The 13,356-nt window shown below is 70.6% G+C and carries 13 protein-coding genes; 8 read left to right on the plus strand and 5 right to left on the minus strand.

From position 1 onward, the window contains the following. Positions 1-41 precede the first annotated feature (41 nt). On the plus strand, positions 42-245 hold the full coding sequence (locus HDA41_RS06315; RefSeq protein ID WP_184993204.1) for a DUF5999 family protein: 204 nt from the start codon (positions 42-44) through the stop codon (positions 243-245). Positions 246-462: 217 nt separating this feature from the next. Next, positions 463-1,497 (plus strand): LacI family DNA-binding transcriptional regulator, encoded by a 1,035-nt coding sequence (locus tag HDA41_RS06320; protein ID WP_184981497.1) that lies wholly within the window; start codon positions 463-465, stop codon positions 1,495-1,497. A 165-nt stretch (positions 1,498-1,662) separates the two neighbouring features. On the opposite strand, the gene HDA41_RS06325 is transcribed toward HDA41_RS06320, so the two are convergent. The 4 genes from HDA41_RS06325 to HDA41_RS06340 all read right to left on the minus strand — a co-directional run bounded on the left by HDA41_RS06325 (position 1,663) and on the right by HDA41_RS06340 (position 5,945). Continuing rightward, a complete protein-coding gene (locus HDA41_RS06325; protein WP_184981499.1) occupies positions 1,663-2,727 on the minus strand; it encodes an endo-1,4-beta-xylanase in 1,065 nt (354 codons plus the stop codon). An 87-nt stretch (positions 2,728-2,814) separates the two neighbouring features. After that, positions 2,815-3,579: a carbohydrate ABC transporter permease gene (locus HDA41_RS06330; RefSeq protein WP_230299643.1), complete on the minus strand. Its 765-nt coding sequence runs from the start codon at positions 3,577-3,579 to the stop codon at positions 2,815-2,817. Between the two features lie 71 nt (positions 3,580-3,650). After that, entirely contained in the window at positions 3,651-4,649 is a 999-nt protein-coding gene (locus HDA41_RS06335) for a carbohydrate ABC transporter permease (protein ID WP_184981503.1), read from the minus strand. 6 nt (positions 4,650-4,655) lie between these two features. Then, positions 4,656-5,945 carry an extracellular solute-binding protein gene (locus HDA41_RS06340; RefSeq protein WP_184981505.1) on the minus strand — a complete coding sequence of 430 codons (1,290 nt, stop codon included), beginning with the start codon at positions 5,943-5,945 and terminating at the stop codon, positions 4,656-4,658. Between the two features lie 943 nt (positions 5,946-6,888). Here HDA41_RS06340 and HDA41_RS06345 point away from each other — a divergent pair. Beyond that, positions 6,889-8,868, plus strand: coding sequence for an APC family permease (locus tag HDA41_RS06345; RefSeq protein WP_184981507.1), 1,980 nt, complete (start codon positions 6,889-6,891; stop codon positions 8,866-8,868). Position 8,869: 1 nt separating this feature from the next. On the opposite strand, the gene HDA41_RS06350 is transcribed toward HDA41_RS06345, so the two are convergent. After that, entirely contained in the window at positions 8,870-9,466 is a 597-nt protein-coding gene (locus HDA41_RS06350) for a DUF1707 SHOCT-like domain-containing protein (protein ID WP_184981509.1), read from the minus strand. Between the two features lie 128 nt (positions 9,467-9,594). Here HDA41_RS06350 and HDA41_RS06355 point away from each other — a divergent pair, with 128 nt between their 5' ends. The 5 genes from HDA41_RS06355 (at position 9,595) to HDA41_RS06375 (ending at position 13,349) form a co-directional block, all read left to right on the plus strand. Next, positions 9,595-9,990, plus strand: coding sequence for a TOBE domain-containing protein (locus HDA41_RS06355; protein WP_059416763.1), 396 nt, complete (start codon positions 9,595-9,597; stop codon positions 9,988-9,990). Between the two features lie 156 nt (positions 9,991-10,146). After that, complete coding sequence (gene modA / locus HDA41_RS06360; RefSeq protein ID WP_184981511.1) at positions 10,147-10,950, plus strand: molybdate ABC transporter substrate-binding protein; 804 nt, start codon at positions 10,147-10,149, stop codon at positions 10,948-10,950. Then, complete coding sequence (gene modB, locus HDA41_RS06365; protein WP_376706769.1) at positions 10,947-11,777, plus strand: molybdate ABC transporter permease subunit; 831 nt, start codon at positions 10,947-10,949, stop codon at positions 11,775-11,777. Before modA ends, modB begins: the two co-directional genes overlap by 4 nt. Positions 11,778-11,817: 40 nt before the next feature. Continuing rightward, entirely contained in the window at positions 11,818-12,903 is a 1,086-nt protein-coding gene (locus HDA41_RS06370) for an ABC transporter ATP-binding protein (protein WP_184981513.1), read from the plus strand. Between the two features lie 26 nt (positions 12,904-12,929). Continuing rightward, positions 12,930-13,349 (plus strand): TOBE domain-containing protein, encoded by a 420-nt coding sequence (locus HDA41_RS06375; RefSeq protein ID WP_184981515.1) that lies wholly within the window; start codon positions 12,930-12,932, stop codon positions 13,347-13,349. Positions 13,350-13,356: the final 7 nt, after the last annotated feature.

A 13,356-nucleotide genomic window follows, 5' to 3' on the forward strand; every position in this document is an offset into this window, starting at 1 on the left:
CAGTCATCCCATCCACCATGACACAGCGAAAGATCCCGCCCATGTGCCAGCACCAGACTCCGTGCCCTTCAGCCGAATCCGCCGACCGGGAATCCGCCCGTCTCGTGGCGCACCACCCGGAGCAGGGCTGGAGCCTGCTGTGCAACGGTGTGGTGCTCTTCGAGGACACCGGCGAGCTCCTGCCTGACGGCCGGGTCATCGCCCCGCACCGTCCGCTGGCCGGTCAGGTGGTGACGGCCGCCTGAGGCCGCCGGGCGGTGTGACGTACCGCCCGCAGACATGAGGGGCCGGCCGCAGGACACCTTGCGTACCGGCCCCGACGCGCGTCCGGATGCCGTCACTCCCCGTCACTCGCCGTCACCACCCGCGGCACCGTTGCTGGCTCGTACGCCTTCCCACGGATGCCCGTCTTCCGGAAGACTCCTGGAAGTTTCGGGGTCACCCGTCGACGGAGGTGGGCAAGTGGCAGCACATGAGGCCCAGGCCGGGGGCAAGGTCACGATCACGGAGATCGCCCGGCAGGCCGGCGTGTCCGTACCGACCGTCTCCCGGGTCGTCAACGGCCGGTCCGATGTGTCGCCGCAGACCCGGGCCCGCGTCGAGGACCTGCTGCGCCGGCACGGCTACCGCAAGCGCCCCGCGGCCCCGGGCACCCGTGCCGCCCTGCTCGACCTGGTCTTCAACAACCTCGACAGCCCCTGGGCCGTGGAGATCATCCGCGGGGTCGAGGAGGTCGCGCACGCGGCGGGGGTCGGCACAGTGGTGTCGGCCATCCACGGACGTTCGGGCGACGCCCGCGAGTGGATGCGCAACCTGCGGGCCCGAGCCTCCGACGGCGTCATCCTCGTCACCTCGGCCCTGGAGCCGACGCTCCACGAGGAACTGCGCATCCTCGGCGTCCCACTGGTCGTCGTCGACCCGGCGGGCTCGCCCGCCCTGGAGGCGCCCACCATCGGCGCCGCCAACTGGTCGGGCGGCATGGCGGCCACCGAGCACCTGCTGTCCCTCGGCCACCGCCGGATCGGCCTGATCGCCGGGCCCCCGCGCCTGCTGTGCTCCCGGGCCCGGCTGGACGGCTACCGCGCGGCTCTGGAAGGCGCCGGCATCGCGATGGACGAGTCCCTCGTCGTCCCCGGTGACTTCCGCCCCGAGTCCGGCTTCACCGCCTGCGGCACCCTGCTCTCCCTGCCCGAGCCCCCGACCGCCGTGTTCGCGGCCAGCGACCAGATGGCACTCGGCGCGATCGAGGCACTGCGCCGACGCGGGCTGCGGGTGCCGCAGGACATGAGCGTGGTCGGCTTCGACGACCTTCCGGAAGTCCGCTGGTCGGCCCCGCCGCTGACCACCGTCCGCCAGCCCCTGGCCGACATGGGCAAACTGGCCGTCCGTACGGTCCTCCAGCTCACCCGCGACGAACAGCCCGACTCGCCGCGCGTGGAGCTGGGCACGGACCTGGTGATCCGAGCGAGCACGGCACCCCCGGCGGGGCGGATCTGACGCAACGCGGCCGAAGCCGATGCGGCCCTGCTGGGAGCCGGACGACACTCGGCGGCCTCCCGCGGCACGGCCAGTCGCCTCCCTCCTCCCCCCACACACAGGCCGACTCGCCCGGCGCGGTCTGGGTGGCGCCCCGCCCCGTACACCGGGGCGCCACCCGCCCCCCTACCTCCCCCCGAGCGCCTCACGAATCGCGAAGTACGCCGGCTTCCGCCCCAGTTGCTCGTCCCACGGCAGGGCCGCGCCCTCGCCCGGGAAGAACGCCGGGATCCACGAGTACTTGTCGGTGTAATCCCACAGGGTGATGCCGACGCAGCGGCGCACCGCCAGGCAGGCCTCGGTCAGGTCCCGGTACCACTCGGCCTGCTGGGCCAGCTTCTCGTCGGTCGCGGGCAGCTGCATCCGTACGTCGACCTCGGTGAGCGCGGTGTCGAGGCCGAGCCGGGAGAAGCGGCGGAGGTTGTCCTCCAGAGTGCTGGGATAGCCGTACTGGAGGGCCAGATGGGCCTGGAGGCCGATGCCGTGCAGCGGGACGCCCTTGGCCTTCAGTTCCTTGGCCAGCTTGTAGTACGCGTCGCTCTTCGGGCCGACCGCCTCGATGTTGTAGTCGTTGAGGTACAGCTTGACGCGCGGATCGGCCTGGTGCGCCCAGCGCAGCGCGTCGGCGATGTAACCGGGCCCGAGCGTCTTGTAGAAGACCGACTCGCGGTACGTACCGTCCTCGTTGAACGCCTCGTTGACGACGTCCCAGGCGAACACCTTGCCCCGGTAGTGCCGTACCTCGGCCTGGATGTGTTTCTTCAGCACGGCCCTGAGCTCGGGGGCCGTCCACTCCCGCCCCGTGAGCCACTCGGGCAGCTGACTGTGCCAGACCAGGGTGTGGCCGCGTACCTTCTGCCGGTTGGCGCGGGCAAGGTTCACGATCTCGTCGCCCTGGGAGAAGTCGAACACGCCCTGCTGAGGCTCGGTCGCGTACCACTTCATGCCGTTACCGGGGGTGATCTGGTCGAATTCGGAGCCGAGCAGGGCCTTGTACGGTTCGTCGACGAGCTCGGGGTTGTCGGTGGCGCTGCCGAAGTAGCGGCCGTGGCGCTGGGCGAGGTCGGCGAGGGTGGGTTCCTTGCCGTGCCGCTCGTCCGCCTGTGCCGTCGGCCCGGTGGCGATGCCTCCGAGCATCAGCGCGGCGGCGAGCGCCCCGGCGAGTCTGAGCCGTGGAGCGGTCTTGCGCATGGTGCGACTCCTCACGTCAGGATGGGCCCCCTGCTCGAGCGAAGCCGAGAGCTTGGGGGAGGGTGAGCCGTACGTCCGCGGCGCGTGTCAGCCCTTCGTCGCGCCGGCGGTGAGGCCGCCGACGAGCTGACGCTCGGCGACCGAGTAGAAGGCGAGGGTGGGGACCATGGCCAGCACCAGATAGGCGAAGACCTTGGCGTACTCCGCGGAGTACTGCCCCTGGAACTGCTGTACGCCGAGCGGCAGCGTCCACCACTGCGCGTCGGTGAACACCAGCAGCGGCAGGAAGAAGTTGTTCCAGCTGGTGACGACGGCCAGCACGGAGACGGTGCCGAGCGCGGGCCGCGCCATGGGCAGCAGCACCCGCCAGAAGAAGCCGAACGAGCTGCATCCGTCGAGCGTCGCCGCCTCCTCCAGCTCGCCGGGGATCTGCCGGAAGAAGCCGCGCAGGATGATGATGGTCATCGGCAGTCCGAAGGCCGCCTGCGGGAGGATCACTCCGAGCGGGTTGTCCAGCAGGCCCAGCGAGCGCAGCAGGAGGAACAGCGGCAGGGCCGCCACCGCGAACGGGAACATCAGCCCCATCGTGAAGAGCGTGAACAGCACCTCCCGGCCGCGGAAGGCGAATCGCGCGAAGGAGAAGGCCGACAGCGCGGAGACCGCGACGACCAGGACGGTCGTTCCCACCGCGATCAGCGTGCTGTTGCCGATCAGCCGCCAGAAGTCCCCCGAGCCCAGGATCCCGGTGTAGTTGGAGGTGACCCACGACTCGGGCAGGCCGACCGGGTTGCGGGAGAGCTCGTCGGTGGTCTTGAAGCCGGACAGCGCGGCGTAGAGCAGGGGGACGGCCATGACCGCGCCGACGACGATCAGCACGAGGTGCAGCGGGATGTTCCTGCCCCTCCGAGCCTTCTGACTGGCTGTCACTTTGCGTCACCCCGCATGGTCGTGGTGGCCCCTTCCAGATCGCGCCGGAGCACGAACCGCTGGTAGGCGAGGGCGAAGACGAGGCTGATGGCGAACATGACCACGCTGATCGCGCTGGCGTAGCCGACCTGGTAGCGCTTGAAGCCGTACTGGAACATGGTCACGGCCATGGTCTCGGAGTGGTGGTCCGGGCCGCCCGCGGTGGTCACCCACACCAGGTCGAAGAGCTGGATGGACCCGATGACCGACAGGAACACGCTGATGCGCAGGGTGGGCGCGAGCAGCGGCAGCGTCACGTTGCGGAAGCGCTGCCAGGGGCCGGCCCCGTCGATGAGCGCCGCCTCGGTCAGCTCCCTGGGCACGGCCTGGAGCCCGGCCAGGTACAGCATCATGTGGAAGCCGAAGTACTTCCACATCATGACCAGGAACAAGGTCGCCATGACGGTCGACGGATCGGCGAACCACTGCCCGCCCAGCCCGTCCAGTCCGACCTTGCCGAGGACCTGGTCGGCGAAGCCGTCGTCCGGGGCGAAGATCATGCCGAACAGGATTCCGGTGATGGCCTCGGACAGGACGTACGGGGCGAAGAACAGCATCCGGTACACCGCCCGGCCGCGCATCCGCTGGTTGAGCAGGACGGCCATGGCGAGTGCGAACGGCAGTTGGATGACGAGCGACAGCACCACCAGGACCAGACAGCGCCATAAGTCGCCCAGGAAGACGTCGTCCTGGAAGAGCCGGGTGAAGTTCTCGCCGCCGATGTAGTCGGAGGGCATGCCGAAGCCGCCCCAGCGGAAGAACGCGGCATACAGGGCGAACAGCATCGGCAGCAGTACGAGCCCCATGAACAGCACCAGGGCGGGCAGTTGGAAGCCGGCCGCGGTCAGCCAGTTCAGCGCCCGTCGCCGGGCCCGGCCGCGGGTCGGGTCCGTGGCCGGGGGCGGAGGCCCGGCGTCGCGGCCGGTCCGTTTGTCCGGCAGGAACGTGGAGGTCATCGCCGGTTACTGCTCTTCCTTCGCGGTCTTCGTGATCGACTGGGCGACCTGCTCGGGCGACATGGACCCGGAGATGAGCGCGGCGACGCTGTCGTTGACCTCCTGGCCGACGGCGGGCGCGTACGCCTGGTCGAGGTAGAGCTGGAAGCCGGTGGCCTTCTTCAACTGCTCCTGTACGGCCTTGATGTTGGGGTCGGCGATGGCGCTCTCGGCCGCCGGGACCACGGGCAGGACGCCGGTCTTCTTGACCAGTTCCAGGTCGGTGGCCTCGGACGCGAAGAACTTCAGGAAGTCGACGGCCGCCTGCGGGGCGCCCCGGCGCAGGGCGTGCCCGCCGCCTCCGCCGAACACCTCGGTGATGGCGCCCTTGCCGCCCTCGACCGCGGGGAACGGGAAGAACCCGAGGTTCTTGCCGAGTCCCTTGCCCGCGTCGGCCTGCACCACGGGCGCCCACTGGCCCATGAGTTCCATGGCCGCCTTGCCGTTGCCGACGGTCGCGGCCTGGCCGGTGGGGGTGGAGTAGGCGGCGCCGAGGAAGCCCTTCTGGAACGGCTGGAGAGCGACGAGTTCCTCCAGGTGCTGTCCCGCCTCGACGAAGGGTGCGCCGGTGAAGTCCTTGTCGTCGTAGGCCTTCTGCAGCGCCTCGGCGCCGGCGGTGCGCATCGCCAGGTAGGCCCAGTAGTACATGCCGGGCCACTTCTCCTTGCCGGCCAGGGCGAGCGGGGTGATGGACTCGGCCTTCAGCTTGCGCACGGCGTCGAGGAAGCCGCTCCAGGTGGTCGGGGGCTCGGAGATGCCGGCCTGGTCGAAGAGCGCCTTGTTGTACCAGAAGCCGATCATGCCGATGTCGAAGGGGATGCCGTAGGCCCTGTCATCGATCAGGTACGGCTCCCTGGCGACCGGGAGCAGGGCGTCGCCCCACGGCTTGGTGCGGTCCGTGAGGTCCTCGACCAGTCCGGCGTCGACCTGCTGCTTGAGGATGCCGCCGCCCCAGGTGTGGAAGATGTCGGGCAGCTTCCCGGAGGAGGTCAGGGTCGTCATCTTCGACTTGTAGGCCTCGTTCTCGAACTGGACGATCTTTATCTTGACCTTGGGGTTCTGCGCCTCGAACTTCCGGGCGAGGGCGGCCCAGACGCCCTTGGCCGGTTCGGTGGTGGAGATGTTCCACCACTCGATCGTGGTCGTCCCCGACGACCCTCCCGAGTCCCCGCCGCATGCGGTCAGTGCCGTCATCCCCAGGCCGGCTGCGGCGGAGGCCGCCAGGAAGCCGCGGCGGGACAGTGCCGGGTCGCCCATCATGCGCTCCTTGAGTACGGGACGGCGCTCCCGCGTCCGTCCACTGGATCGAAAGTTTCGTAAGAGATCCAGAAAGCTTCGTTGCTGCCGCACCCTAGAGACAGCGGCCAAACGGTGGCAACCCCCTGTGCGCGGTCAATCTGCCGCCGGCGCACGGGCCTTGAGGAACGCTCGGCCGGGCCGTGACGGTCGAAGGCCGCGCTGCCCTCGGTGACGCACATGCCGATCACCCGTCCGGTGAAGCCTTCGGCGGCCTCCGTGGACAGGCACCGGCCGTCGAGTTCGGCGAGCGGGTCGCCGCCGTCGAGCGAGAGGGCCGGGGCCACCGGCCCGGATGCCGGGTGCCTCCTGACCCGCGGAGGTGAGGCGGACGAGACACGCTCGCCCCCGCCAGGGGTGGGGCCTCGTGGATGCTCGCCGAGAGTCCGGCGCGTGCCGTCCCGCGATCAAGGCGGGCCGCGACCCGGCAGTCCGGGAGATCCCGTGCGGGGCGAGGCGCACGGCGTCCAAGTCGTCGCGCACCGGCTCGAGTCCGAAGGTATGCCGGACCGCCGAGACCGGGTGCCGTTCCAGCACGGGACAGGCCGGTGGAGGACGAAGCGGACGAAACTTTCGGATGCTATGGCGAACGTTACGAAGGGCCACTGTAGGTACCACCAACGTGCGCCCACGGCCGCGATCACGCACGGTGTTCAACGCTCGGCCGAGGCACGACCGTTGCCCGCACACCGGAATGCGCGACTCGACTGCCGCCCAACGGGCTCTCAGCTCCCGCTTTGACGCACCACGCCTCCGTTCCGCCGCCCCTCTCGACCAGTCTTAACGGAAGCTTGACGCGCTCAGTGACCTCATCCACAGGCCATCGCATCACGCTCCGCTTACGCTGATCGGGCCGTCCAGTGATGGCCGGAAACACGCTGAACCGCACATCGGGAGCACGTCGATGGCCACCACTGAGCACCCGCCGCCGAGCCGTACGGAGCCCGCTCCACCCAGTCGCCTGCGCGCCTGGATGCTGGAGGGTCTGTCCGACATGGGCAGGGGCGGCGGCCACACCGGGCCCCACGCCGAACCGGAGCCCCCGCACAAGGGCCGGCCCTGGTGGCGGGTGATGTGCCTGACCGGCGTCGACTACTTCTCCACACTCGGCTACCAGCCGGGTATCGCGGCACTCGCCGCCGGACTGCTGTCGCCGGTCGCGACGATCGTGCTGGTGATCGTCACGCTGGCGGGCGCGCTGCCGGTCTACCGTCGGGTGGCCGAGGAGAGCCCGCACGGCGAGGGCTCGATCGCGATGCTCGAACGACTGCTCTCCTTCTGGCAGGGAAAGCTGTTCGTGCTGACCCTGCTCGGCTTCGCCGCCACCGACTTCCTGATCACCATCACCCTGTCCGCCGCCGACGCCTCCACCCACCTCGTGGAGAATCCGCATCTGACCGGCGTCCTGCACGACCAGCAGATGCTGATCACGCTCGTCCTCGTGGCGCTGCTCGGCGCGGTGTTCCTCAAGGGCTTCCTGGAGGCGATCGGCGTGGCGGTCGCCCTGGTGGGCACCTACCTCGCGCTCAACGTGGTCGTGGTGGTCGTCGGCCTCTACCACGTGGTCACCGCGGGCCATGTGATCACCGACTGGGCCGGCGCCCTCACCACCCAGCACGGCAATGTCTTCGGCATGATCGGCGTGGCCCTGCTCGTCTTCCCGAAGCTGGCGCTCGGCCTCTCCGGGTTCGAGACCGGCGTGGCCGTGATGCCGCACGTCAAGGGCGACCCGGACGACACGGAGGAACGGCCGGCCGGCCGCATCCGCGACACCAGGAAGCTGCTCACCACGGCCGCCCTCATCATGAGCGGCTTTCTGATCACCACCAGCTTCATCACCACCCTCCTCATCCCCGGGAAGGAGTTCGAGGCGGGCGGCCAGGCCAACGGGCGCGCGCTGGCGTATCTGGCACACGACTACCTGGGCAACACCTTCGGCACCGTCTACGACGTCTCGACGATCGCCATCCTGTGGTTCGCCGGCGCCTCCGCGATGGCCGGCCTGCTCAATCTGATGCCGCGCTACCTGCCCCGCTACGGCATGGCCCCGCACTGGGCCAGGGCCGTCCGCCCCATGGTGATCGTCTTCACCCTGATCGCTTTCCTGGTCACCTGGATCTTCGACGCCGACGTCAACGCGCAGGGCGGCGCCTACGCCACCGGTGTGCTGGTCCTCATCAGCTCCGCCGCGATCGCGGTGACCATCGCCGCCCGCAAGGCCCGGCAGCGGAACTGGACCACCGCCTTCGCGGTCATCTCCGCGGTGTTCCTCTACACGACCGTCGCGAACGTCATCGAGCGCCCGGACGGCGTGAAGATCGGCGCCTGCTTCATCGCCGGCATCATCCTGGTGTCCCTGCTGTCGCGGCTGGCCCGGTCGTTCGAACTCCGCGTGACCAGCGTGACGCTGGACACCATGGCGGAACGCTTCGTCCGGGACATGGCCAGCCGCCGGATGCGGTTCATCGCCAACGAGCCCGACCGGCGTGACATCGCGGAGTACCGCGACAAGATCGAGCAGATCCGGCACGACAACGACGTACCCGGACACGAGGATTTCGTCTTCGTCGAGGTGACCGTCACCGACCCCTCCGAGTTCGAGGCGGGCCTGACCGTACGCGGCGAGGTCCTCCACAACCGCCACCGCGTCCTGACCCTGGAGTCCTCCTCCGTCCCCAACGCCCTGGCCGCGCTCCTGCTGTACGTCCGCGACCTGACCGGCCGCACCCCGCACATCTACTTCGAGTGGACCGAGGGCGGGCCCTTCGCCAACCTCCTGCGGTTCTTCCTCTTCGGCCAGGGCGAGGTCGCCCCGGTGACCCGCGAGGTCCTGCGCGAGGCGGAACCGGACCGGAAGCGGCGGCCGAAGGTGCACGTGGGCTGAGTCAGGCCGTCGGTCTGCGCCGGCCGAAGCCCCTCCGGGGCGGACGCACCACGGCCTGCCCGTAGGAGATCTCGCCGGTGATCCGTACGCGCAGCAGGACCGGGGCGTCGGCCGCCCCGCGCGACTTGATCTGGGAGTAGTTCGTCACCAGCGCGTCGGTGTCCACCACGACCCCCGGCCGGGTGAGCAGCTTCAGGGTGCCGGCCCGCATGTCCAGGTCGATGTGCAGCGCGTCCCGGGTGATCACCGCGTCGGTGAAGTCGAGGGTCACCTCGCCCCAGGCGGAGCGGATCTCCAGCCGCCGCGGCACCACCCAGCCGTCACCGCGCCGGGTCGAGGACCCCTCCTGCTCGATCCGCACGACTTCCTGGGCCTCGACAGCCATTTCGCCCACCACCGCAGGCAGATCGGCGGTCAGCACGGCGAGCTCGCCCACCGTACGGGCGGACAGCGCGGCCTCCAGCCGCTCGTCGAGCTCCTCCAAGGTCAGCCGACCGTCACCCGCGGCGACACGCAGCACGTCCACGACCCGGTCCCGATCCGCATGCGAGGCTCGCACCTCGGGCGATCCACCGGTACGCGAGAGCTCCCCCGCCATCACATCTCCCCGATCTCCCCGGGCACGGCACCCGGCCCACTCGCTGCACAACTAACGCTATATCGCGTTATACCCAACGGCCAACCCCGCATCCGCCGTTCCCCTCCCGCGCCCCTATCGTGACCGGCATGCAGTCCTACACGATCGGCCAGGCAGCACGACTGCTCGGCGTGAGCCCGGACACCGCCCGGCGCTGGGCGGACGCGGGCCGCATCACCACCCACCGCGACGAGGCCGGGCGGCGGCTCGTCGACGGACGGGATCTCGCCGCGTTCTCGGTGGAACTCGCCAGGTCCGGCACCGCCGAGGAGGACACCCCGTACACCTCGGCCCGCAACGCCTTCCCCGGCATCGTCACCGCCATCAAGCTCGGTGACGTGGCCGCCCAGGTGGAGATCCAGGCCGGGCCGCACCGCCTCGTCTCCCTGCTCACCCGCGAGGCCGTCGAGGAACTGGGCCTGGAGGTCGGCATGGAGGCGACGGCCCGCGTGAAGTCGACGAACGTCCATATCGACCGGACCTGAGTCCCGTAGGACGCACATACGCACCCAATGACCCGCCATCCCTGGCTCATGCGACGCCACAGCAGGATTCCACCTCGCAGATGCGTCAGTATGATTCGGCGTATCGGAGGAGCCCTGCGGGTTCTTCCACCCGCACAGAGAGGGAGTGGCCCCGAGATGCCCCGTTCCGCGCACCGGACCCGCCGGATCCTCCAGGTCGCCGGTGCGTCCGCAGCCGCGCTGCTGACTCTGAGCGCCTGCTCCCCCGACACCGGCTCGGACAAGGGCTCCTCGCCGGGGAAACCCTCCGGCACGGTCACCGTCTTCGCCGCCGCCTCCCTGGAGGAGAGCTTCAAGACCCTGGGCAAGAAGTTCGAGAAGGAGCATCCGGGCACGAAGGTCGCCTTCAGCTTCGGCGGCAGCGACACCCTCGCCGCCAGCATCACCGGCGGCGCCCCGGCCGATGTCTTCGCCGCGGCCAGCGCCAAGACCATGGCGATCGTGACGGACCGGCAGGACGCGGCGGGCGCGCCGATCACCTTCGTCCGCAACCAGCTGGAGATCGCCACACTACCGGGCAACCCCGACCGGATCTCCTCCCTGAAGGACCTCACCAAGCCCGGCCTGAAGGTCGTCCTGTGCGACAACACCGTGCCGTGCGGTGCCGCCGCCCGGAAGGCACTGGACGCAAGCGGCCTGAAGCTCACCCCCGTCTCGTACGAACAGGACGTCAAGAGCGCCCTGACCAAGGTCGAGCTGAAGGAGGCCGACGCGGCCGTCGTCTACAAGACCGACGTGCGGGCGGCTGGTGAAAAGGTGCGGGGCGTGGACTTCCCCGAGTCGGCCGAGGCCGTCAACGACTATCCGATCGCCCTGCTCAAGAACGCCCCCAACCCCAAGGCGGCGAAGGCGTTCGTCGCACTGGTGCGGTCCGCCGAGGGCCAGAAGGTGCTGTCGGGGGCCGGGTTCCTCAAGCCGTGACCGAGACCCTGGAGAGCCGCCCCCGCCGCGATCGCCGTCGCGGCCGGACCCGGTCGGTGCCGATTCCCCTCCTGGTACCCGCCCTGGTCGGCCTGGCGTTCCTGCTCCTGCCCCTGATCGCCCTGCTGGTACGGGCGCCGTGGCGCAGCCTCCCGGAGCAGCTGACGAGCGTCGAGGTGTGGGAGGCACTGCGGCTGTCGCTCCTGTGCGCCACGGCGGCGACGGGCCTGAGCCTGGTCATCGGCGTGCCCCTGGCCTGGCTGCTGGCCCGCACGCGGTTCCCCGGCCGGGGCTTCGTACGGGCCCTGGTGACGCTGCCGTTGGTGCTGCCGCCGGTGGTGGGCGGTGTGGCCCTGCTGCTCGCCTTCGGGCGCAACGGCGTCATCGGGCAGTGGCTCGACTCCTGGTTCGGGATCACCCTGCCGTTCACCACGACGGGTGTCGTCCTCGCCGAGACGTTCGTGGCGATGCCGTTCCTCGTCATCAGCGTCGAGGGCACCCTGCGAGCCGCCGACCCGCGCTACGAGGAGGCGGCCGGCACCCTGGGCGCCTCCCGCTTCACCGCGTTCCGCCGGGTCACCCTGCCGCTGATCGCGCCGGGCATCGCGGCCGGTGCCGTACTGGCCTGGGCCCGGGCCCTCGGCGAGTTCGGCGCGACGATCACCTTCGCGGGCAACTTCCCGGGCCGCACCCAGACCATGCCCCTGGCGGTCTACCTGGCCCTGCAGAACGACCCGGCAGCGGCGATCGCCCTCAGCCTGGTGCTGCTGGCGGTGTCCATCGCCGTCCTGGCGGCCTTGCGTGACCGCTGGATGACGGCGTCGTGATGTCCCGGACCGGCTCCCTGACACCCTGGACGTGGCTCTCATGACCGAGACGACCGACCTCGACGGAGCTCCCCTCGGCGTCCGCCCCGAAGGCTTGGACGCCCATCTCGTCGTCGACCGCGGCACCTTCCGCCTGGACGTCGCACTCACCGTCGCCCCCGGGGACGTCGTCGCCCTGCTCGGCCCCAACGGTGCCGGCAAAACCACGGCCCTGCGCGCACTCGCAGGGCTCACCCCCCTCACGGCGGGTCATCTACGGCTGGACGGCACCCGGCTGGACGCCATGCCGCCCGAGTCCCGCCCCGTCGGCGTCGTCTTCCAGGACTACCTGCTCTTCCCCCATCTGACCGCCCTGGACAACGTCGCCTTCGGGCCGCGCTGCCGGGGCGCGAGCAAGGCCGAGGCCCGTGCCCAGGCCGCGGAGTGGCTGGACCGTATGGGCCTGGCCGACCACGCCGGCGCCAAGCCCCGCCGTCTCTCCGGCGGCCAGGCCCAGCGCGTGGCCGTGGCCCGGGCCCTGGCCACCCGGCCCCGGCTGCTGCTCCTGGACGAACCCCTCGCCGCGCTCGACGCCCGCACCCGTCTGGAGGTGCGCGCCCAGCTCCGGCGCCATCTCGCCGAGTTCGAGGCCGTGGCCGTCCTCGTCACGCACGACCCGCTGGACGCCATGGTGCTGGCCGACCGCCTGGTCGTCGTCGAGCACGGTCGCGTCGTCCAGGAGGGCACGCCCTCCCACATCGCCCGCCATCCCCGCACGGACTACATCGCCCGGCTCGTCGGCCTCAACCTCTACCGGGGACGGGCCGAGGGCCACACCGTCCGGCTCGACACGGGCCCGGCCATCACCACCACGGAAGAGCTCTCCGGCCCGGCCTTCGTGGCGTTCCCGCCCGGCGCCGTGACGCTGTACCGCGAACGCCCCACGGGCTCCAGCGCCCGCAACCTGTGGCGCTGCGAGGTCGCCGGACTGGAGACGCACGGCGACCAGATCCGCGCGGACCTCACCGGCGAACTGCCCCTGACCGCCGACCTCACCACGGTCGCCGCGGCCGAACTCGACCTGCACCCCGGCGCCCCGGTCTGGGCGGCGGTCAAGGCGACGCAAACGCACGCATACCCGGCATAGGGAACGCGTCGGGCTACCGTGCCCCCATGAGCCTGAGTATCCGCAACCAGCTCCCCGGCACCGTCACCGCCGTCACGCCGGGCGAGGCCATGGCGACGGTCAGGGTCCGCCTCACCGGCGGCCAGGCCCTCACCGCGGCAATCACCCGCGAGGCAGCGGACGACCTCGGCCTCACGCCGGGCACCGCCGTGCGCGCCCTGGTGAAGTCGACGGAGGTCTCCCTGGCCACCGCCCCCGTCGAGGGCCTGTCCATCCGCAACCGGCTCCCCGGCACGGTCACGGACGTCGCGACCGGCGACGCGATGGCGTCCGTCCGGGTCACCGTCGAGGGCGGCGAGCTGACCGCCGCGATCACCAGGGACGCCGCGGACGACCTCGCCCTGTCGGCCGGCACCCCCGTCGTCGCCCTGATCAAGTCGACCGAGGTGTCCCTCGCCGCCGAATGACGGGAGG

This window comes from Streptomyces caelestis (assembly GCF_014205255.1).
GTDB lineage: Bacteria > Actinomycetota > Actinomycetes > Streptomycetales > Streptomycetaceae > Streptomyces > Streptomyces caelestis.

What these genes read in the sequence shown, in the direction of transcription:
- HDA41_RS06315 (WP_184993204.1), top strand. Translation starts at nt 42, where the DNA reads ATGTGCCAGCACCAGACTCCGTGCCCTTCAGCCGAATCCGCCGACCGG.
- HDA41_RS06335 (WP_184981503.1), bottom strand. Translation starts at nt 4,649, where the DNA reads ATGACCTCCACGTTCCTGCCGGACAAACGGACCGGCCGCGACGCCGGG.
- modA (WP_184981511.1), top strand. Translation starts at nt 10,147, where the DNA reads ATGCCCCGTTCCGCGCACCGGACCCGCCGGATCCTCCAGGTCGCCGGT.
- HDA41_RS06350 (WP_184981509.1), bottom strand. Translation starts at nt 9,466, where the DNA reads ATGGCGGGGGAGCTCTCGCGTACCGGTGGATCGCCCGAGGTGCGAGCC.
- HDA41_RS06345 (WP_184981507.1), top strand. Translation starts at nt 6,889, where the DNA reads ATGGCCACCACTGAGCACCCGCCGCCGAGCCGTACGGAGCCCGCTCCA.
- HDA41_RS06375 (WP_184981515.1), top strand. Translation starts at nt 12,930, where the DNA reads ATGAGCCTGAGTATCCGCAACCAGCTCCCCGGCACCGTCACCGCCGTC.
- HDA41_RS06325 (WP_184981499.1), bottom strand. Translation starts at nt 2,727, where the DNA reads ATGCGCAAGACCGCTCCACGGCTCAGACTCGCCGGGGCGCTCGCCGCC.
- HDA41_RS06330 (WP_230299643.1), bottom strand. Translation starts at nt 3,579, where the DNA reads ATGGCCGTCCCCCTGCTCTACGCCGCGCTGTCCGGCTTCAAGACCACC.
- HDA41_RS06355 (WP_059416763.1), top strand. Translation starts at nt 9,595, where the DNA reads ATGCAGTCCTACACGATCGGCCAGGCAGCACGACTGCTCGGCGTGAGC.
- HDA41_RS06340 (WP_184981505.1), bottom strand. Translation starts at nt 5,945, where the DNA reads ATGGGCGACCCGGCACTGTCCCGCCGCGGCTTCCTGGCGGCCTCCGCC.
- HDA41_RS06370 (WP_184981513.1), top strand. Translation starts at nt 11,818, where the DNA reads ATGACCGAGACGACCGACCTCGACGGAGCTCCCCTCGGCGTCCGCCCC.